The sequence below is a fragment of the Streptomyces sp. NBC_00038 genome, assembly GCF_026343635.1.
In the GTDB taxonomy this organism is placed as follows: domain Bacteria; phylum Actinomycetota; class Actinomycetes; order Streptomycetales; family Streptomycetaceae; genus Streptomyces.
The window spans coordinates 4,257,877-4,277,859 of record NZ_JAPELQ010000001.1; the positions used below are offsets into that span (position 1 = coordinate 4,257,877).

A 19,983-nucleotide genomic window follows, 5' to 3' on the forward strand; every position below is an offset into this window, starting at 1 on the left:
GCCCTGACCCTCACAACTCCCTGTTGAGATACGCCAGTACGGCCAGCACCCTCCGGTGTCCGCTGTCGCTCGGTGGCAGGCCCAGTTTCAGGAACACGTTGCCGATGTGTTTGCTGACCGAGCGTTCCGTGACGACGAGGGTCTTGGCGATGGTGGTGTTGTCGTGGCCCTCGGCCATCAGCTCCAGGACCTCGCGTTCGCGCGGGGTGAGCGAGTCGAGGGGCGAGTCGCGGCGGCGGGTGAGGAGTTCGGTGACGACCTCGGGGTCGAGGGCCGTGCCGCCGGCGGCGACCCGTTCCAGGGCGTCCAGGAACTCGTCGACCCGGCCCACCCGGTCCTTGAGCAGGTAGCCGACCCCGCTCGCACCACCTCCGAGCAGCTCGGCGGCGTACGACTCCTCGACGTACTGCGAGAGCACGAGCACCGGCAGCCCGGGGATCTCCCTACGGGCGGCGAGCGCCGCGCGCAGGCCCTCGTCGCGGAAGCCCGGCGGCATCCGGACGTCGAGGACGGCGACGTCCGGACGGTGCTCCAGGAGGGCGGGCAGCACCTCGGGCCCGCTGCCGGCCACGGCCACGACCTCATGGCCGGAGGAGGTGAGAAGCAGTACGAGCCCCTCCCGCAGGAGGGCGTTGTCCTCCGCGATCACCACACGCACGGCAGCTCCACTTCGATCACGGTCGGCCCCCCGAGGGGGCTGGTCAGCAACAAGGTCCCATCGAGCGCGGCGACCCGCCGCCGCACGCCGAGCAGCCCGGAACCGCCCGCCTCATCGGCCCCGCCCCGCCCTTCGTCCCGTACGACAACCCTCAACCCCCCAGGCAACCGCACCAGTTGGACCGACGCCCGCTCCGCCCCGCTGTGCTTCGCCGCGTTCGTGAGGGCCTCGGCCACGACGAAGTACGCGGCCGCCTCGACCGCAGCCGGCGGCCGCGGCCCGTCCTCCGCACCGTCCACATGGCGGTCCTCAAGTCCGTCCACCCGCACGGTGACATCCAGCCCTCCCCCACTCTCGGCTCCGCTCGAGCGGGGGGACCCCCATCCCGCGGCCAACGCCCGTACCGCTCCCGCGAGCCCCCGGTCGGTGAGGATCGGCGGATGGATGCCGCGTACGACGTGGCGCAGCTCGGTCAGGGCCTCCTCGGCCTGGTCCTGGGCGTCGTCGAGCAGCTTGCGCGCGGCCTCCGGGTCGCGCTCGTACGCCCGTTTCGCCAGCCCGATCCGCATCGACAGCGAGACCAGGCGTGCCTGCGTGCCGTCGTGCAAGTCCCGTTCGATACGCCGCAGTTCGGCACCGTGCGCGGCGATCGCACCCGCCCGGGTCTCGGTCAGCTCCTCGACCCGCTCGACGAGCCGCGCCTTCGGCGAGGGCTTGAGCAGGGCGGTCGACCAAGCCGCGTCGAGGTCCGCGAGACGGCTGATCAACGGGAGTACGACCGCCTCACGACCCAGCAGCCCCTGCCACACACCGTCGACGAGCAGACCCGCGAGCCACAGCGGCAGCGCCAGGAACCCGAGGCAGCCGTACCCGTAGTACGCGACCATCCAGCGGAGATCGGCATGCGTGCCGGGGTCACGGACCGCCGTGCGCAGCCGCTCGCGCAGCGGGCCCTCGATGGGCAGATACGCCTCGGGGATCTCCCGGCCCGTCCACGCGGCCACCGCGCGTCGCTTGGCCCCGGCCATACGCCGTATCAGCAGCGCCGTCTCAGGCAGCAGCCCGGCACCGACCACGGCGAGCGTGCCGACGGCCGTGATCAGCAGCACGGTGATGAAGATGATCGAGAAGAAGGCCAGCACGACGCCCCTGGCCAGCTGGACCGTGGCCCGAGCCGCCTGCCGCACCGTGTTCCGCATGCTGATCAGGTTAGGCGACCGCGACCGCCGCGAACCCTCTCGGCCCCCCGGCCTCTGGATGGTGTAGCCCGCTACACCACCACTTCGGGAGCGCACCCCCTCGAAGCGGCGAGCGGACGACGGGATCGTTGATCTCAGTCGGTCCCCGGGGTTCACGGCCCCTGGTTCACAGCCCCCTGAAGCGAAGGAAACCCGTCATGAAGTCGCTGCTCTCCTCGAAGCCCGTCCTCTGGTTCCTGTTCCTGTTCAACCTCGCCGTCGCCGCGGTCGCCCCCTTCGTCGTGGACGGCTCGCAGGGGATCATGACCGCCGTCGGCATGGGCGTCGTCTCACTCGGAGCGGGCGTCAGCCTGATGCGGGACCGCGGACAGCGGCAGCAGGCCTGACCGGCCTCAGCGGCTCGGCGCGGCCGTCACAGCGCCTTGAGCGCCGCCGCCGTGGCCCGGGCCAGGCTCGCCAGGTACCCCTTCGGCAGCTTGGGGCTGCGGACCACCACCGCCCGCCAGTACAGGGGCCCGGACATCAGGTCGAGCGCGAGGTCGAGGCTGATTCCCTCGCGGACCTCTCCGCGGGCGGCGGCCGCCGCGACGATCCCGTTCGCGACGCCCTGCTGGCCCTCGCGCAGGGCCTTCTGCATGGCGTCGGCGATCTCGGGGTTGCGGGCCGCCTCGGCCTGCAGGTCGGGGATGATCTGGCCGGCCACCGGGTGGCGCAGCGCGCGGGAGGTGACCTCGTACAACAGCCGCAGGTCGCCCTCCAGGGAGCCGGTGTCCGGCGCGGGCAGGCCCTGGACCGCGACGGCCGACACCAGGTCGAGGACGAGGTGGAGTTTCGAGCGCCAGCGCCGGTACACCGCCGTCTTGCCCACGCCCGCGCGGCGCGCGATGCCCTCGATGGACATCCGGGCGTAGCCCACGGCCGCGAGCTCCTCGAAGACGGCGAGGCGGATGGCTTCGGTCACATCCTCACGGAGGACTGCCGCCCCGGCGGGAGCCCGGCGGCGCGGGGCCTTACCCGGAACGGTCCCGGCCCCGGGCCCGGTTCCGGACCGCTTTCCACCCTTCGCCGCAGCCCCGGCACCGGTCACGGTGCCGTTCATGGTCCCGGTGGCGTCGGCGTTCGTCGTCATGCGCTCCAGCATAGGGCGTTACGACGAAACGGTTGCGTTCCGACGTAGAAAAGGCCTACTCTCACGTTGCGACGATACGGTCCCGTCCCGACGTAAGAAGACGGTAAAGACGGCGTATGAACAGGTCAAGGACGGAACCGAGCGACTCGCACCCCACCCCCCGAACGAAAGCAGCGGATGTGAGCCAGGTCCTCGACACACCGCCCCCGACGTCGGTCTCCCCCACCCACGAGACCGCCGGTCAGACCGTCGGCCGGACCACCGACGAGTCCGCCGAGGCGCTCGCCGCCCGGTACGGCCTCACCGTCAGCGGTGCCCGACCCTCCCTGCCCGAGTACATCCGCCAGCTGTGGGCGCGGCGCCACTTCATCACCGCCTTCGCCACCGCGAGGCTCACCGCCCAGTACAGCCAGGCGAAGCTCGGCCAGCTCTGGCAGGTGGCGACCCCGCTGTTGAACGCGGCGGTCTACTACTTCATCTTCGGCATCCTGATGGGCACCAGTAAGGGGATCCCCGACTACATCCCGTTCCTGGTCACCGGCGTCTTCGTGTGGACCTTCACGCAGAGTTCGATCATGGCGGGGACCCGGGCGATCTCCGGCAGCCTCGGGCTCGTACGGGCCCTGCACTTCCCGCGGGCCGCGCTGCCGGTGTCGTACTGCCTCCAGCAGCTCCAGCAGCTGCTGTTCTCGATGTGCGCGCTGGTCGTGATCCTGCTCGCCTTCGGAGTGCCGGTCAGCATGTCCTGGCTGCTCGTCATCCCCGCCCTCACGCTCCAGTTCGTCTTCAACGCGGGCGTCGCGATGATCATGGCGCGGATGGGCGCGAAGTTCCCTGACATCTCGCAGCTCATGCCCTTCCTGCTGCGCACCTGGATGTACATCTCGGGCGTCATGTGGAGCATCGAGCACGTCCTGAGGCACCAGGACCTGCCCGGCTGGGTCCTGGTCGCGCTGCAGTCCAACCCCGCCGCCATCTACATCGACCTGATGCGGTTCGCACTGATCGACAGCTTCCACGCCGGTCAGCTGCCGCCGCACGTGTGGGCGGTCGCGACGGGCTGGGCGCTGCTCGCGGGCGTGGGCGGTTTCCTGTACTTCTGGAAGGCTGAGGAGACGTACGGCCGTGGCTGACATCATCACGAAGAGCACCCCCGCGAGCGCCCCCGTCGACACCCCCGGTGAGCTGGTCCCCACCGTCATCGTCGACCGCGTCGACATCGTCTACCGCGTCAACGGCACCGGCGGCGGCCGCGGTTCCGCCACCGCCGCGCTCAACCGCATCATGCGCCGCGAGAAGTCCGAGAAGGCGGCCGGCGTCCGCAAGGTGCACGCCGTCAAGAACGTCTCCTTCACGGCGTACCGGGGCGAGGCCATCGGCCTGATCGGCACCAACGGCTCCGGCAAGTCCACGCTCCTCAAGGCGTGCGCGGGTCTCCTCCCGGTGGAGAACGGCAGGATCTACACCGATGGCCAGCCCTCGCTCCTCGGCGTGAACGCGGCCCTGATGGGCGACCTCACGGGCGAGCGCAACGTCTACCTCGGCGGCCTCGCGATGGGCATGTCCAAGGAGCAGGTGCGCGAGCGATACCAGGAGATCGTCGACTTCTCCGGCATCAACGAGAAGGGCGACTTCATCACGCTGCCCATGCGCACGTACTCGTCCGGCATGTCGGCCCGGCTCCGGTTCTCCATCGCCGCCGCCAAGGACCACGACGTCCTGATGATCGACGAGGCCCTGGCGACCGGCGACCGCTCCTTCCAGAAGCGCTCCGAGGCTCGCATCCGGGAGCTGCGGAAGACCGCCGGCACGGTGTTCCTGGTCAGCCACAACAACAAGTCGATCCGGGACACCTGTGACCGGGTGCTGTGGCTGGAGCGGGGGGAACTCCGCATGGACGGGCCGACGGAGGATGTGCTCAAGGAGTACGAGGCGTTCACGGGCAAGTAGCGCCCGACAGACAGGAAGAAGGGGGCGCCCCCAGCCATCACGGCTGGGGGCGCCCCCTTCGGCGTACCGCGTACGGCTACGAATGCGTCCGCAACAGCGTCCGCATCGTCCGCATAGCCACCGACAGATTCGCCAGGTCGAACGCGTCCGAACTGCGGATCTCCTCCAGGGTCGTGCGGGCCCGGCCGAGGATCGCCGCGTTCCTCTCCTCCCAGGCCTTGAAGCGCTGTTCGGGAGTGGAGGTTCCGTTGCCGACGGAGAGGACGTCGGCGACGAGCGCCGCGTGGGCCGCGTACAGGTCCTCGCGGATGGAGGCGCGGGCCATGGACTGCCAGCGGTCGGCGCGCGGGAGCTCGATGATGCGGTCCATCAGCTGGGTGATGCCGAGGCGGTCGGCGAGGTCGTAGTAGACCTCGGCGACGCCCATCGGGTCCTTGCCCGTGCGGTCGGCCACCGCGACGATGTCCAGCGTCGGGAAGGCGGAGGAGAACCCGGCCACCCGCGAGGCGAGTTCGTCCGGGACGCCCGCGCCCGACAGCTCGTCGAAGATCTGCTGGTACCACTCCAGATCCGCGCCGCGCAGCAGCTTGGGCAGCTCGGACCAGACCTGCTCGACCCCGTCGCTGAAGAAGCCGATCGTCTCGGCGAGCTGGAGCGGCTGCGGCCGGTTGTTGAGCAGCCAGCGCGTGCCGCGCTCGACGAGCCGGCGCGAGTGGAGCCGGATCCGGGTCTGGACGTCGGCGGCGACGACATTGTCGAGCGCCTCCACCGCGTCCCACACCTTGCTCGACTCGAAGATCGCGCGGGCCGCGGTCTGCGCCCGGACGATCTCTTCCAGCGAGGCGCCGGTCTCCTCACGGAGGCGGTGCAGGAAGCTCGTACCGCCCGTGTTGACCGTGTCGTTGACCAGGACGGTCGTCACGATCTCGCGGCGCAGCGCGTGCCCGTCGATCTGCTCGCGGAACTTCTCGCGCAGCGCGGTCGGGAAGTAGGCGTGCAACAGGCGCTGGAGGTACGGGTCGTCGGGCAGCGAGGTGGCGAGCAGCGCGTCGGAGACCGTGATCTTCGTGTAGGCGAGGAGGACGGCCGTCTCCGGACCGGTCAGCCCCTGCCCGGAGTTGAGCCGCTCGCGGATCTGCCGGTCGGTGGGCAGGAACTCCAGCGCGCGGTCGAGGTGGCCCTCCCTGACCAGGGTGCGCATGAAGCGCTGCTGGGCGTGGAGCATGTCGGGCGACTGGGCCAGCGCGTTGGCGATCGCCACGTTCTGCGCGTAGTTGTTGCGCAGGACCAGGGCGCCGACCTCTTCGGTCATCTCCGCGAGCTGCTTGTTGCGCTGCTTGACGGTCAGGTCGCCGTTGGCCACCGTCGCGTTGAGCAGGATCTTGATGTTCACCTCGTGGTCGGAGGTGTCCACGCCCGCGCTGTTGTCGATGGCATCGGTGTTGATCCTGCCGCCGTGCTGCGCGAACTCGATCCGGCCGAGCTGGGTGAGCCCCAGGTTGCCGCCCTCGCCGACGACCTTGACCCGCAGGTCGGCGCCGTCCACGCGGATCGCGTCGTTGGCCTTGTCGCCGACGTCCGCGTGCGTCTCGGTGGACGCCTTCACGTACGTACCGATGCCGCCGTTCCACAGCAGGTCGACCTGTGCCTGGAGGATCGCCTTCATCAGGTCGGCCGGGGTCATCTTGGCGACGCGGGACTCGATGCCGAGGGCCTCGCGGATGTGCGCGTTGATCGGGATGGCCTTGGCGGTACGCGGGAAGATGCCGCCGCCGGACGAGATCAGCTCGCTGTTGTAGTCGGCCCACGAGGAGCGCGGCAGCTCGAAGAGGCGGCGCCGCTCGGCGTACGAGGTCTCGGCGTCCGGCTTCGGGTCGATGAAGATGTGCCGGTGGTCGAAGGCCGCGACCAGCCGGATGTGCTCGCTGAGCAGCATTCCGTTGCCGAACACGTCACCGGACATGTCACCGACGCCGACCACCGTGAAGTCCTGCGTCTGGGTGTTCACGCCCAGCTCCCGGAAGTGCCGCTTCACGGACTCCCAGGCACCGCGCGCGGTGATGCCCATCTTCTTGTGGTCGTAACCGGCCGAGCCACCGGAGGCGAAGGCGTCGCCGAGCCAGAAGTTGTAGCTCTCCGCGACCCCGTTGGCGATGTCCGAGAAGGTCGCGGTGCCCTTGTCGGCGGCGACCACGAGGTAGGTGTCGTCCTCGTCGTGCCGTACGACGTCCGCGGGCGGGACGACCTCACCGGCCACCATGTTGTCGGTGATGTCGAGCAGCGCGGAGATGAAGGTCTTGTAGCTGCGGATGCCCTCGGCCAGCCAGGCGTCGCGGTCCACGGACGGGTCGGGCAGCTGCTTGGCGACGAAGCCGCCCTTGGCGCCGACCGGCACGATGACCGTGTTCTTGACCATCTGCGCCTTGACCAGACCGAGGATCTCCGTCCGGAAGTCCTCCTTCCGGTCGGACCAGCGCAGCCCGCCGCGCGCGACCTTGCCGAACCGCAGGTGCACGCCCTCGACGCGCGGCGAGTACACCCAGATCTCGTACGCCGGCCGGGGCGCAGGCAGGTCCGGGATGGCCTGCGGATCGAACTTCATGGAGACGTACTCGTGGGGCTTCGCGCCCAGCGCCTCCTGGAAGAAGTTCGTCCGCAGGGTCGCCTTGATGACGGTGAGGAAGGAGCGCAGGATCCGGTCCTCGTCCAGGCTGGCCACCTGGTCGAGAGCGGCGTCCAGTTCCTCCAGGAGGGCGTCGGTCAGCTCGACACCGGCGCGCTGCCGGTCCGGCGACATCCGCGCCTCGAAGAGCGAGACGAGCAGCCGGGTGGTGTGGACGTTGTTGCGGAGGGTGTCCTCCATGTAGTCCTGGCTGAAGGTCGAGCCCGCCTGGCGCAGGTACTTGGCGTACGCGCGCAGCACCATCGCCTGCCGCCAGTTGAGCCCGGCGCTCAGCACGAGGGCGTTGAAGCCGTCGTTCTCGGCCTCGCCGGTCCAGGTGGCGGCGAAGGCCTGCTGGAACCGCTCGCGGCCGTCGTCACCGAGGTAATCGCCGTTGCCGTTCAGGGACTTGGGCAGCCGCAGCCCGAAGTCGTAGATCCAGGCGGTCGTACGGTCCGAGCAGCGCAGCTCGTACGGACGCTCGTCGGTGACCTCGACACCCATGCGGTTGATCGCGGGGAGGACCGCGGAGAGGGAGACCTGCTCGCCGGTGCGGTAGATCTTGAAGCGGCGCTCACCGGGGCCCGCGCCCACCGGCTCGTACAGGCTGAGCGCGAAGTCCTTGGTGTCGTCCCTGGTCAGCTTCTCCAGGTGGACCAGGTCGGCGACGGCGGCGCGCGGATTGTGGTCGGCCTTGTACCCCTCGGGGAAGGCGACACCGTACCGGCGCAGCAGTTCCGCGGCACGCTCCTCGCCGAACTCGGCAGTCAGCGCCTCCCCGAAGCCGTCGGCCCAGGAGCGGGCGGCCTCGACGAGCCGGGCCTCGATCCGCTCCTTGTCGGCGTCGGACAGCTGCGGCAGCTCGGTGCCCGGCTCGACACGGACCACGAAGTGCAGCCGGGAGAGGATCGACTCGGTGTTCCAGGCCGTGAAGTCGACGCTGGTGCCGTTGAGTTCTTCCTTGAGGATGTCGATGATCCGCAGGCGTACGCCGGTGGTGTAGCGGTCGCGCGGGAGGTAGACGAGGGCGGAGTAGTAACGCCCGTACTCGTCCTGGCGCAGGTAGAGCCGCAGCCGGCGCCGCTCCTGGAGGTACAGGACGGAGGTGACGATGGACCGCAGCTCGTCCGCCGGTGTCTGGAACAGCTCGTCGCGCGGGTACGTCTCCAGGATCTGGAGCAGGTCGCGCCCGTCGTGGCTGTTGGGCGAGAACCCGGCGCCGCGCAGGACTTCCTCGACCTTGCGGCGCACCACGGGAACCCGCCGCACGGACTCGGTGTACGCGGCCGAGGAGAAGAGCCCGAGGAAGCGCCGCTCGCCGATCACATTGCCTTCGGCGTCGAACTTCTTCACACCGACGTAGTCGAGGTACGAGGGCCGGTGCACGGTGGAGCGGCTATTGGCCTTGGTCAGCACAAGGAGCTTGTGCTCGCGGGCCTTGGCTCGGGCGTCGGCGGGCAGCCGCTCGAAGGACGGGCTGACCGGGTGGCTGTCCTCGCCGCTGTGGTGCGGGTCGGAGCGCAGGATGCCGAGCCCGGTGCCGGCCACGGCGGCGAGCGAGTCGTCGTCCCGCAGTTCGTACTCGCGGTATCCCAGGAAGGTGAAGTGGTCGTCCGCGAGCCAGCGCAGCAGCTCCCGGGCCTCCTCGACCTCCTGGTCGCGCAGGTCGTCCGCGGTCGGCTCCTTGGGCAGCTCCTCCGCGATGCGCAGCGCGGCGTCGCGCATCTTCTCCCAGTCCTCGACGGTCTCGCGGACGTCGGAGAGCACGCGCAGCAGATCGGCGGTCATCTGCTTCAGGTCCGCGCGGTCGGTCTCGCGGTCCACCTCGACATGGATCCAGGACTCGACGGCGGCGTCGTGCGGGAGATCGCCGGTGGGCCGGGTCGGCAGGACCTCGATGAGCTTGCCGGTGAGGTCACGCCGCACGACGACCTGCGGGTGGATGACGAGGTGGATGCCGCGCCCCTGGCGCGAAAGCTCATTGGTGACCGAGTCGACGAGGAAGGGCATGTCGTCGGTCACGACCTCGACGACGGAGTGGCTGCACATCCAGCCGTTCTCGTCGACGGTCGGGGTGTGGACCCGCACGTTGGCCGTGCCCTGGGGGCGGTTCTCGGCCAGGCGGTAGTGCGAGAAGGCGGCTCCGAAGATGTCGACCGGGTCGCGGTCGGTCAGGTCCTCCGCTGCGGTGTGCAGGTAGTAGCGCTGGAGGAACGCGAGCACGGTGTCCCGGTCGGGGGTGCCCTCGCCCGTCGTCCCAGTCGGTAGGTGCCCCCCGACCGGGCTGTTCTCAGCTACCCGGGCGGCCCGTTCGAGCAGCTCGGCCTTGGCTTCGTCCAGCTTGGTCTGCATTGTCCTCTGGCTCCTGTCGCGCGCCATTGCGTGACGTTGAAGGAAGTACGGTCTCTTCTCCGACGCAACGTCTTGACGCGGGGTGTCCGGTCTGGTTCGACGCTATGCCGCACGGAGAGATGAGCGGGGGGTTATCGGCCATTCTCGGCACCCGCGGCGACTGTGACGCTGCTCTCGGCACCGCCGGTGCCTCGGGTGCCCCAGGCGTTGCCTCGGGTGCCCTCGGCGCTGTGGATGTCGCTCCGGGTGTCCGTGCTGCCTTTGACTCCCCGACCCGCCTGCGAAGATCAGCGACCGCCGCCCGGTCACGGATGTCGTCCGTGCTCTCCGGGCGCGGGGCAGGGGCACCAATGCCCCCGCGGGATATCGCGCTGATCACGCCACAAGGCTATCGCTCCCCACCCGGGGGTCGTCATGAGCCGTATGTGTACAAAAGCAGGGGTCGAACTTTGACACTCTGCACAGGGACGAAAGGGGCGGGGGCGTGCAGTGCGGGCGGGTTACCCGCCGAGCGGGCCCGTCGACAGACCCCTCCTCTACGGATTCCTCACCCCGGCCGGCACCACCAGAGCCTTGGTCAGGCCGCCAGCCGCTCCGCCTCCACGACGGCTTCCTCCAGGCTGTCCACCACGGGCACGCCCGCCTCCTCCAGACTGGCGCGGCCGTGCGAACCGCCGGTGTAGAGGACTGCCTGCGCACCCACGTGCCGGGCGGCTGTCGCGTCGTCGGCGGCGTCACCGATCACCACCACGCGGGCCGGCTCCACGCCGGCGAGCGCGCCCAGATGCCGCACCATGTGCTCGGCCTTGCTGCCGCCGGAGGGCCCGGTCCGCCCGTCGACGCGTATGAAGTGCGGCTCGATCCCGAACCCCCGTACCAGCGGGACCAGTTCGTCATGCCCGTACATGCTGAGTATCGACTGGCTACGCCCCGCCGACCCCCACTCCGCCAGGAGCGTCGGCACTCCCTCGGTGAGCGCGCACCCCAGCCGGTGCTCCGCGTAGTACCGATGGAAGGTCTCGTCCATGATCTGCCACTCGGCGTCGGTCGGCAGCCGCCCCATCAGCCGCTCATAGAACCTCGGCACCGGAACGCAGTACAAAGCCCTGTACCGCTCCATGGTGATCGGCTCAAGCCCCAACTCGGCGAACGCCGCGTTCGTCGCCCCGATGATCGCGTCATTGTCGTGGAACAGAGTCCCGTTCCAGTCCCACACGATGTGCGCTGCTCCGTACTTCCCCATACACAAGAACGTACCCGCCCCCACTGACACACGTCGTGGCTGTGGGCATGAGTGCGGCTAGGGGCGGCAGCCCACCCACCCGTCCGTCATAGCTGTGGGCATGCGTGCCGCTAGGGGCCGCAGCCCACCCACCCGTCCGTCCGTCCCAGCTGTCGGCATGCGTCCCGCTAGGGGCCGCAGCCCACCCACCCGTCCGTCCGTCCCAGCTGTCGGCATGCGTCCCGCTAGGGGCGGCAGCCCACCCACCCGTCCGTCATAGCTGTGGGCATGCGTGCCGCTAGGGGCGGCACGGGTGGGCACAGCGGCACCCTGCAAGCGCAGGCAAGCGCACCCACCCCAACCTCAGCCCCACCCCGGGCGCCGAACCCGGCGAAGCGAACCCTCAGTCCCCCAACCCCACCAGGTTGGGAATCTCCTGCGTGGCGAACCACAACAACTCGTGATCCTCAGCCCCGTCCACGACGAACTGCGCGTCATCGTCCCCGTGATCAGCGGCCCCCAGCGCCTCCACGGCGGCACCGACATCACCCTCCGCATCCACAAGGTCGACATGCACAGCAGCCGCCTTGGCCAAGGGCACAGCTCCAGAAACCCGAACCTCACCGAGCGCCCCAGGATCCAGCCCCCGATCGGGATCCCCGACCGCGTCCCGGTCGGCCACATCAACTGCGACAACCACCCGCCGCCGCACAGCCCCCGGATCAACCGCCAGCAATCGCAGCGACGCCACCGCGGCACGGTTCAACGCCGCGTACTCGAGCTCCTCGATGTCGTCGGAGAGATACCACTCCCGCAACGCGGGCGTGACGGCGTACGCGACGATCGGCCCCGCCCCCAGCTCCCCCGTCTTGTACGCCTCGGCGAGCCCGGAGAGGGTCAGGGGGACGTAGACGCGCATGGCTGGCCGCTTTCGTAGTCGGGGAGTTTCGCAGTCGGAGGGCTCCGGGAAGGGCGGTCCCGCGCCTCCGGGGAGGGCCTTCAGGATACGTGCGGGCGTCCCCTTTCGAGTCCCCGACCGCACCCTCCGAGCCGTCCACCCCGGGCCCGCGATTCACCCGGTACACCCCGCCCGCCCCAAGCCTCCCGCACCCCCTGGCCACCCTGATGGGTGAACTTTCCGGCCACCCCGACGCGCACCCCACGTCCTTGCGAAGCCCCGCCCCCGCCTCGTACAAGATCCCCAACGCAAAAGTTACCGCCCGGTATCAAACCGGGCCCGTCGAGCGGGGACGTGCATGAACAAGGTGATGACCAGGACGCCGCGCCACCCGGGCACCCGCCCGCCCGGCCGCCAGGACTCCCGCCGCCCCGGCAGCTCCTCACCGCGCACACCGGGCGGCGGCACCCCTCGTACGACCCCGGGAGGCAGCCCACCCCCGACGACCCCCGGCGGAGGCGCAACGCGCACCACAACACCCGGAACCCGCCCGCCGACAACGCCGCCCGCAACCCGCCCCCCAACGGCGTCGGCCGGAGCCACGACCCTCACCGCGCCCCCTGAGGCCCCGCACAGGCCGGCCCCCGCCCAGGCCCCCCACAGGCCCGCTTTCCGCCCCCGCCCCACCGACCTCTTCGCCGACCTCCTGCTCGCCGTACTGAGCGGCCAGCGCCCCGTCCACTGCATGCTGCGCCACACCGCGAGCCGCGCCTACGACGAACTGGCCTGGCTCGCCGAACGCGGCCTCCTGCGCACCCGTGGCACCCGCCCGGTCGTCCGCGACATCGGCTACTACGTGCCGCGCCCCGGCGCGATCGAGGCCTTCGCCCGCATCGGGGCGGGCGACCAGCTCCGCGCCATGGCCTTCCGCCTGGAACAGGCCCCCGACCTCCGCTGGCGCTGCACGGCGGTCGAACTGGGCGGCCCCCGCATGCCACACACGAACGACGACTGACCCTCGGGCCACCCCCCTCACACGACCAAGAGGAGACGCAAAGGGCCGGGCACCCAAAGGTGCCCGGCCCTCAAGCCGAAAACTGGACCGCCGAACCGCCGGTCACTTCTTGCGGCGACGCGTGCCCTTCTGCTGCTTGCGACGCTCCGCGCGCGTGAGGCCGTCCGACTCGGAGCGCACCGGCTCGTCGTCGTCGCTGGCGAAGTCGCCCTCGACGATGCCGCCCTCACCGTCCACGGAGGGTGCGGAGAAGTGCAGCCGGTCCGGGCGCTGCGGGGCGTCGAGCCCCTTGGCGCGGATCTCGGGACGCGCACCCGCGGGGACGGCGTCCGTCTTCTTGTCCAGGGAAGGACCGGCGTCCTGGACCGGAACCTCCTCGACCTGCTGCTCGACCTGGACCTCCAGGTTGAACAGGTAGCCGACGGACTCCTCCTTGATGCCGTCCATCATGGCGGTGAACATGTCGAAGCCCTCGCGCTGGTACTCGACCAGGGGGTCCTTCTGCGCCATGGCGCGCAGGCCGATGCCCTCCTGGAGGTAGTCCATCTCGTAGAGGTGCTCGCGCCACTTGCGGTCGAGGACCGACAGCACGACCCGGCGCTCGAGCTCACGCATGATCTCGGAGCCGAGCTGCTCCTCGCGGGCCGCGTACTGCTCGTGGACGTCGTCCTTGATGGACTCCGAGATGAAGTCGGCGGTCAGACCGGCACGGTCGCCGGCGGCCTCCTCCAGCTCCTCGACGGTGACCTTCACCGGGTAGAGCTGCTTGAAGGCGCCCCACAGCCGGTCCACGTCCCATTCCTCGGCGAAGCCCTCGGCGGTCTCGGCCTCGATGTACGCGTCGATCGTGTCGTCCGTGAAGTGCTGGATCTGCTCCTGCAGGTCCTCGCCCTCCAGGACGCGGCGGCGCTCGCCGTAGATGACCTCGCGCTGCCGGTTGAGGACCTCGTCGTACTTCAGGACGTTCTTACGGGTCTCGAAGTTCTGCTGCTCGACCTGCGACTGGGCGGACGCGATCGCGCGCGTGACCATCTTGTTCTCGATCGGTACGTCGTCGGGAACGTTCGCCATCGACATGACGCGCTCGACCATCGCGGCCTTGAAGAGGCGCATCAGGTCGTCACCCAGCGACAGGTAGAAGCGGGACTCGCCCGGGTCTCCCTGACGGCCGCTACGACCGCGCAGCTGGTTGTCGATGCGCCGCGACTCGTGCCGCTCGGTGCCCAGGACGTAGAGCCCGCCGAGGTCCTTGACCTCCTCGAACTCGGCCTCCACCGCCTTGGCGGCCCGCTCCAGGGCGGCGGGCAGCGCCGCGGCCCACTCCTCGATGTGCTCCTCGGGGTCGAGGCCGCGCTGGCGCAGCTCCGCCTCGGCGAGATCGTCGGGGTTGCCGCCGAGCTTGATGTCCGTACCACGGCCGGCCATGTTCGTGGCCACGGTCACCGCGCCCCTGCGGCCGGCCTGGGCGATGATCGGCGCCTCACGGTCGTGCTGCTTCGCGTTCAGCACTTCGTGCTGGATGCCGCGCTTGGAGAGCTGCTGCGAGAGGTACTCGGACTTCTCGACCGACGTCGTACCGACGAGGATCGGCTGGCCCTTCTCGTGCTTCTCGGCGATGTCGTCGACCACCGCGTCGAACTTGGCGACCTCGGTGCGGTAGATCAGGTCCGACTGGTCCTTGCGGACCATGGGCATGTTGGTCGGGATCGGGACGACGCCGAGCTTGTAGATCTGGTGGAACTCGGCGGCCTCGGTCATCGCCGTACCGGTCATGCCGGAGAGCTTGCTGTAGAGGCGGAAGAAGTTCTGCAGGGTGATCGTGGCGAGCGTCTGGTTCTCGTCCTTGATGTCCACCCCTTCCTTCGCCTCGATCGCCTGGTGCATGCCCTCGTTGTAGCGGCGGCCGGCGAGGATACGGCCGGTGTGCTCGTCGACGATCATGACTTCGCCGTCGATGACGACGTAGTCCTTGTCCTTCTTGAACAGTTCCTTGGCCTTGATGGCGTTGTTCAAGTAGCCGACGAGCGGGGTGTTCACCGACTCGTACAGGTTGTCGATGCCCAGCCAGTCCTCGACCTTGGCGACGCCGGGCTCGTGGATGGCGACGGTGCGCTTCTTCTCGTCGACCTCGTAGTCGCCGGTCTCCTCGATGCCCTTCAGGGTGTTGCCCGCCTCGCCCTTCTTCAGGCGCGTGACGAGCTTGGCGAAGTCGCCGTACCACTTGGTGGCCTGGTCGGCCGGACCGGAGATGATCAGCGGCGTACGGGCCTCGTCGACGAGGATCGAGTCGACCTCGTCGACGATCGCGTAGTTGTGGCCGCGCTGCACCAGTTCGTCCTGCGACCACGCCATGTTGTCGCGCAGGTAGTCGAAGCCGAACTCGTTGTTCGTGCCGTACGTGATGTCGCACGCGTACTGCTCGCGGCGCTGGGCCGGCGTCATGTTGGCGAGGATGCAGCCGACACTCAGACCCAGGAACTTGTGGACGCGGCCCATCATTTCGGAGTCGCGCTCGGCCAGGTAGTCGTTGACCGTGATGAGGTGGACGCCGTCTCCGGTGAGCGCGTTCAGATACGCCGGCAGCGTGCCGACCAGGGTCTTGCCCTCACCGGTCTTCATCTCCGCGACATAGCCGAGGTGGAGCGCGGCGCCACCCATCATCTGCACGTCGTAGTGACGCTGGCCAAGGACGCGCTTGGCGGCTTCGCGGACGGTCGCAAAGGCCTCGGGCAGCAGGTCGTCGAGGCTCTCGCCGTCGGCGTACCGCTGCTTGTACTCATCGGTGAGGGCCCTCAGCTCGGCGTCGGAGAGGTCGACGAAGTCCTCTTCGATGGAGGTGACCTGGTCCGCGATGCGGTGCAGCTTGCGCAGGATCTTGCCTTCGCCTGCACGCATGATCTTCGAGAGGACGGACACGAGGGTTTGTCTCCTTGCCGGTCGGGCCTGGGACGGTCGGTTTCAATGACAGATTCAATTTGCAGCTTGAGCAACGGCCATCGTAAGCGAGGACCCCACCGCGCCGGGAGGTCTGCCCGTGACAGCCACTAGGACAACGGGCAGGGGTTGCGGAAGGTGCCGCGTTCGCGTCGCGAAAAGTAATGAGGCACTCACTCTCAGCAAAAGAATGGCGTCCTTCCGCTCGCCCGAGCAGAATCGGCCGATGGACCCCGTCACTCTGACCACGGACCGTCTCCTGCTGCGCACCGTCGGCCCGCACGACACCGACGCCGTGTACGACGCCGTCCAGGACCCCGACATCCAGCGCTGGACCACCATCCCGTCGCCCTATCTCCGCGAGCACGCGGCGGGATTCACGGACCAGATGGTGCCCGACGGCTGGGCGGACGGCTCCATGTTCACCTTCGGGGTCTTCCTCCCCTCGGGGGAGTTGGTGGGCATGCTCGCCATCACGATGCGCTCCCTGGGCACCGGCGAGATCGGCTTCTGGGCGAAGAAGGAACACCGCGGCAACGGCTACATCACCGAGGCCGCGACCGCCGCGTCCCGCTGGGCCTTCACCGACATCTCCCTCGACCGCGTGGAATGGCGCGCCCAGGTGGGCAACACAGCCTCCCGCGCCGTAGCCGAAAACGCCGGCTTCACCCTGGAAGGCACCCTCCGCTCCGCCATCAACAACAAGGGCGTACGCAGAGACTGCTGGGTAGCTTCTCTACTCCCCTCAGACTTGGGCCTCCCATCGACGGCCCCGTACTTGCCAACACCGTCATAGCAACCCTCCTAGCTGTGGGCATGCGTACCGCTAGGGGCGGCACGGGTGGGCACAGCGGCACCCCGTACAGCGCCGGGCTGCGCGACCCACCCGACCCCAGCCCAATCGCCGGGCACCCATGCAGCGTGCGCGCCCCAGCACGGGGCCCCAACCCACCCCCACTGTCAGTGGCACCGCCTACCGTGAGGACATGACGAGCCTCCCGCGTCCCACCACCGAGCTCTCCACCGACGAAGCCCGCCGCATCGCCCTACGGGCACAGGGCTTCCTGGGCGCCCCCGACCGCAGGGGCGGCGTACGCGGAGTCCTGCGACACCTCGGCGCGGTCCAACTCGACACGATCTCCGTCCTCGCCCGCTCCCACGAACTCATCCCGTACGCCCGCCTGGGCGCGGTGGGCCGCAAGACGGTGGACCAGGCGTACTGGACACCGGGTTCCGACGGCGCACCCCACGCCTTCGAGTACTGGTCCCACGCGGCTTGCATCCTCCCCGTGGAGGAGTGGCCCCACTTCGCCTTCCGCCGCCGCTCCTACCGCGCCCGCCCGCACTGGAACCACGACCTGCCGGACGGCACCTACGACCAGGTCATCAAGCAGCTCCGCGCCGAAGGCCCCCTCACGGCCACGGACTTGGGCGGCGCGAAGAAGACCAGCGAGTGGTGGGACTGGTCGGGCACCAAGGTCGCCGTGGAGCGCGCGCTGATGTACGGCGAGGTGGTGTGCACCGAACGCCGCGGCTGGAAGCGGGTGTACGACCTCGCCGAGCGCGCGATCCCCGAGGCACTGCTCCACGACGAGCTGGACGACACGGAGTGCCTGCGCCGCCTCGTCCGCCTCGCAGGCGAGTCCCTGGGCGTCGGCACGCGCGCGGACATCGCCGACTACCACCGCCTCAAGGGCGAGCAGGTCGACGCGGTGATCGCCGACTCGGGCCTGGTCCCGGTGACGGTGGCGGGCTGGGGCAAGCCGGCGTGGGCGGACCCGGAGGCCCTGGAAACGACCCCGCGCGGCCGCCACCGTACGACGCTGCTGTCGCCGTTCGACTCCCTCATCTGGGAGCGGGCCCGCACGGAGCGGATCTTCGGCTTCACCCACCGCTTGGAGGCGTACACCCCCAAGCCGAAGCGGGTGTACGGCTACTTCGCGATGCCGGTCCTCGCCGGCGGCCGGCTCGTCGGCCGCGTGGACCCCGCCCGCGAGGGCCGCACCCTGGTCGCCAAGCAGGTCACGCTGGACGGTCCCAAGGCCGTCCCCGCGGTGGCCCAGGCCCTGGTGGAGGCCGCGAGCTGGGTGGACTGCACGGACGTACGCGTGGAACGGGTGGACGCCCCGGAGCTGCGCGCGCCACTCACCAGAGAGCTGTCACACGCACTCGCGTGACCACCCGGCGAACCCGACGAGCCGGACTCACCCCACTCACCCAACTCACCCGAGTGACTAGCGAATTTCGAGGATCTTCTCCCGCATCGCGTACACCACGGCCTCCATCCTGGAGTGCAGCTGCAGCTTCTCCAGGATGTTGCGCACATGGTTCTTCACCGTGTTCTCGGAGATGAACAACTCCTTGGCGATATCACGGTTGTTCATCCCCGTGGCGACGAGCTTGAGAACCTCCAACTCGCGCTCCGTCAGCCGCGGTGCGGGCACCAGTCGGCGCTCGTCGGTGCGCTGGATCATCGACTTGAACTCGGTGAGCAGTTTCGACGCCATGGAGGGGCTGATCTGCGACTGCCCGTCGGCCACCGCGCGAATGGCGGTGGCCACTTCGTCCGTGGAAATCTCCTTGAGGAGATAACCGGTCGCGCCCGCCTTGATCGCGTCGTAGAGATCGGCTTCCTCGTCGCTGATCGTCAGCATGATGATCTTCGCGCTGGGGGCCACCTCCTTGATGGAGGTGCACGCCTCGATCCCGCCCCGCTTCGGCATCCGTACGTCCATCAGCACGATGTCGGGCAGCAGATCGGCCGCTTTGTCGACCGCCTCTGCTCCGTCACCCGCCTCACCGACGACCTGGATGTCCTCCTCGGCCGCGAGCACGATCTCCAGACCGCGGCGGAAGAGGGCGTGGTCGTCCACGACCAGGACCCGGATGGGCTCCTTGCGTGGAGACCCCGCGTCCGGGCCCATGGCGACGACGCCGTCGCCGGCATCCGCGTCACGCATCGGTCCGAAGCTGTCCGCCATCGTTCCCTCCCCCTGAAGGCCGCGGCCTGTGTTTCTGTGCCATCGCCAACCCAAGGCAGCGGCCCACGGGTTGGGCCGGTACCGCCATGATTCCATGCCCGGGCGACAGCGCGGTGACAGCGCGGGGCGCGAATGGTCGCACACCGGTGCCCCTGGGGGCGCACAGGCGCTCCAGGGGCACCGGTTCAGCTGTCACCGGCGTGGGTCAGCCGCCGAGCGCTCCGCCCGGCGCGTCCGACCCTGCTCGGGCGATCATCGGGTCCGTGTTGAGGTGGATGACGCCGTAGTCGTACGCGTGCCGCCGGTAGACGACACTCGGTTCCTTGGTCTCGGAGTCGACGAACAGATAGAAGTCGTGCCCGACCAGTTCCATCTCGTAGAGGGCCTGGTCGAGGGACATGGGTGCGGCCACGTGGGTCTTCTCGCGGACGACGAGGGGGCCTTCGCCCATGACCTCGAGGGGGCCGACCTTCTTGGTCGGCACGCTGTCGGGTTCCTCGTCGTGGACGACGCTGCCGTCTCCGTTGAGCGTCGCGGCGCCCGGAACGCGGTCGGCGACCTCTGCGGCCGAGATCCTGCCGGTACCACGGCGGGTGTAGCGCTTGTCGTGCTGCTTGCGCAGCCGGGCTTCGAGTTTGTCCGCCGCCAGGTCGAGTGCTGCATACGGATCGTTTGCCGAGGCCTCCGCCCGGATCACCGGACCGCGGGAGCGGAGCGTGATCTCCACTCGGTCACAACGGTCGGCCTGACGGGGGTTCGGCTCCTTGGACACCTCGACGTCGAGGCTGATCACCTTGCCATCGAGCTTCTGGATCTTCTCCAGCTTCAGCTTCTCGGCCACGTGCTTGCGGAACCTCTCGGGCACCTCGGTCTTGCGGCCCTTGACGACGATGTCCACGCAGAACTCCGTTCCCGGATAGCCCCACTCCACTGGCGGGGCGTCTCCCTTTTGCACCAGGCTCCGGTGAGTCCCGGAACCTCGG

At 69.3% G+C, this 19,983-nt stretch carries 15 protein-coding genes; 6 read left to right on the forward strand and 9 right to left on the reverse strand.

The window, feature by feature from the left end:
- Nucleotides 1-10: 10 nt before the first annotated feature.
- Together OG219_RS19305 and OG219_RS19310 are read right to left on the reverse strand one after the other, a co-directional pair.
- Nucleotides 11-658: a response regulator transcription factor gene (locus OG219_RS19305; protein WP_266828159.1), complete on the reverse strand. Its 648-nt coding sequence runs from the start codon at nucleotides 656-658 to the stop codon at nucleotides 11-13.
- Entirely contained in the window at nucleotides 646-1,857 is a 1,212-nt protein-coding gene (locus OG219_RS19310; protein WP_266828160.1) for a sensor histidine kinase, read from the reverse strand. The genes OG219_RS19305 and OG219_RS19310 overlap by 13 nt, the downstream gene beginning before the upstream one ends.
- 197 nt (nucleotides 1,858-2,054) lie before the next feature.
- Here OG219_RS19310 and OG219_RS19315 point away from each other — a divergent pair, with 197 nt between their 5' ends.
- Nucleotides 2,055-2,243, forward strand: a complete 189-nt coding sequence (locus OG219_RS19315) for a hypothetical protein (RefSeq protein WP_266828162.1) — start codon at nucleotides 2,055-2,057, stop codon at nucleotides 2,241-2,243.
- 26 nt (nucleotides 2,244-2,269) lie between these two features.
- On the opposite strand, the gene OG219_RS19320 is transcribed toward OG219_RS19315, so the two are convergent.
- Nucleotides 2,270-2,986: a TetR/AcrR family transcriptional regulator gene (locus OG219_RS19320; RefSeq protein ID WP_266828164.1), complete on the reverse strand. Its 717-nt coding sequence runs from the start codon at nucleotides 2,984-2,986 to the stop codon at nucleotides 2,270-2,272.
- A gap of 179 nt (nucleotides 2,987-3,165) precedes the next feature.
- Between OG219_RS19320 and OG219_RS19325 the strand changes: the two genes are divergently transcribed.
- Nucleotides 3,166-4,119, forward strand: coding sequence for an ABC transporter permease (locus OG219_RS19325; RefSeq protein WP_266828166.1), 954 nt, complete (start codon nucleotides 3,166-3,168; stop codon nucleotides 4,117-4,119).
- Nucleotide 4,120: 1 nt separating this feature from the next.
- Nucleotides 4,121-4,936 (forward strand): ABC transporter ATP-binding protein, encoded by an 816-nt coding sequence (locus tag OG219_RS19330; RefSeq protein ID WP_266836148.1) that lies wholly within the window; start codon nucleotides 4,121-4,123, stop codon nucleotides 4,934-4,936.
- A 76-nt stretch (nucleotides 4,937-5,012) separates the two neighbouring features.
- Here OG219_RS19330 and OG219_RS19335 read toward each other — a convergent pair whose 3' ends face one another.
- The 3 genes from OG219_RS19335 to OG219_RS19345 all read right to left on the reverse strand — a co-directional run bounded on the left by OG219_RS19335 (nucleotide 5,013) and on the right by OG219_RS19345 (nucleotide 12,091).
- Complete coding sequence (locus tag OG219_RS19335) at nucleotides 5,013-9,950, reverse strand: NAD-glutamate dehydrogenase (protein ID WP_266828168.1); 4,938 nt, start codon at nucleotides 9,948-9,950, stop codon at nucleotides 5,013-5,015.
- A 577-nt stretch (nucleotides 9,951-10,527) separates the two neighbouring features.
- A complete protein-coding gene (locus OG219_RS19340) occupies nucleotides 10,528-11,193 on the reverse strand; it encodes an HAD family hydrolase (protein WP_266828170.1) in 666 nt (221 codons plus the stop codon).
- A gap of 382 nt (nucleotides 11,194-11,575) precedes the next feature.
- Nucleotides 11,576-12,091: a hypothetical protein gene (locus OG219_RS19345; RefSeq protein ID WP_266828172.1), complete on the reverse strand. Its 516-nt coding sequence runs from the start codon at nucleotides 12,089-12,091 to the stop codon at nucleotides 11,576-11,578.
- Between the two features lie 337 nt (nucleotides 12,092-12,428).
- Between OG219_RS19345 and OG219_RS19350 the strand changes: the two genes are divergently transcribed.
- A complete protein-coding gene (locus tag OG219_RS19350) occupies nucleotides 12,429-13,085 on the forward strand; it encodes an Rv3235 family protein (protein WP_266828174.1) in 657 nt (218 codons plus the stop codon).
- A 102-nt stretch (nucleotides 13,086-13,187) separates the two neighbouring features.
- Here OG219_RS19350 and secA read toward each other — a convergent pair whose 3' ends face one another.
- Nucleotides 13,188-16,001: a preprotein translocase subunit SecA gene (gene secA, locus OG219_RS19355; RefSeq protein ID WP_266828176.1), complete on the reverse strand. Its 2,814-nt coding sequence runs from the start codon at nucleotides 15,999-16,001 to the stop codon at nucleotides 13,188-13,190.
- 244 nt (nucleotides 16,002-16,245) lie between these two features.
- On the opposite strand from secA, the gene OG219_RS19360 reads away from it, so the two are divergent.
- A complete protein-coding gene (locus tag OG219_RS19360) occupies nucleotides 16,246-16,815 on the forward strand; it encodes a GNAT family N-acetyltransferase (protein ID WP_266828178.1) in 570 nt (189 codons plus the stop codon).
- A gap of 190 nt (nucleotides 16,816-17,005) precedes the next feature.
- Entirely contained in the window at nucleotides 17,006-18,196 is a 1,191-nt protein-coding gene (locus OG219_RS19365; protein ID WP_266828180.1) for a winged helix-turn-helix domain-containing protein, read from the forward strand.
- A 57-nt stretch (nucleotides 18,197-18,253) separates the two neighbouring features.
- On the opposite strand, the gene OG219_RS19370 is transcribed toward OG219_RS19365, so the two are convergent.
- Both OG219_RS19370 and raiA read right to left on the reverse strand, forming a co-directional pair.
- A complete protein-coding gene (locus OG219_RS19370; protein ID WP_266460726.1) occupies nucleotides 18,254-19,000 on the reverse strand; it encodes a response regulator transcription factor in 747 nt (248 codons plus the stop codon).
- 205 nt (nucleotides 19,001-19,205) lie between these two features.
- Complete coding sequence (gene raiA, locus OG219_RS19375; RefSeq protein ID WP_266836149.1) at nucleotides 19,206-19,931, reverse strand: ribosome-associated translation inhibitor RaiA; 726 nt, start codon at nucleotides 19,929-19,931, stop codon at nucleotides 19,206-19,208.
- Between the last annotated feature and the right edge of the window lie 52 nt (nucleotides 19,932-19,983).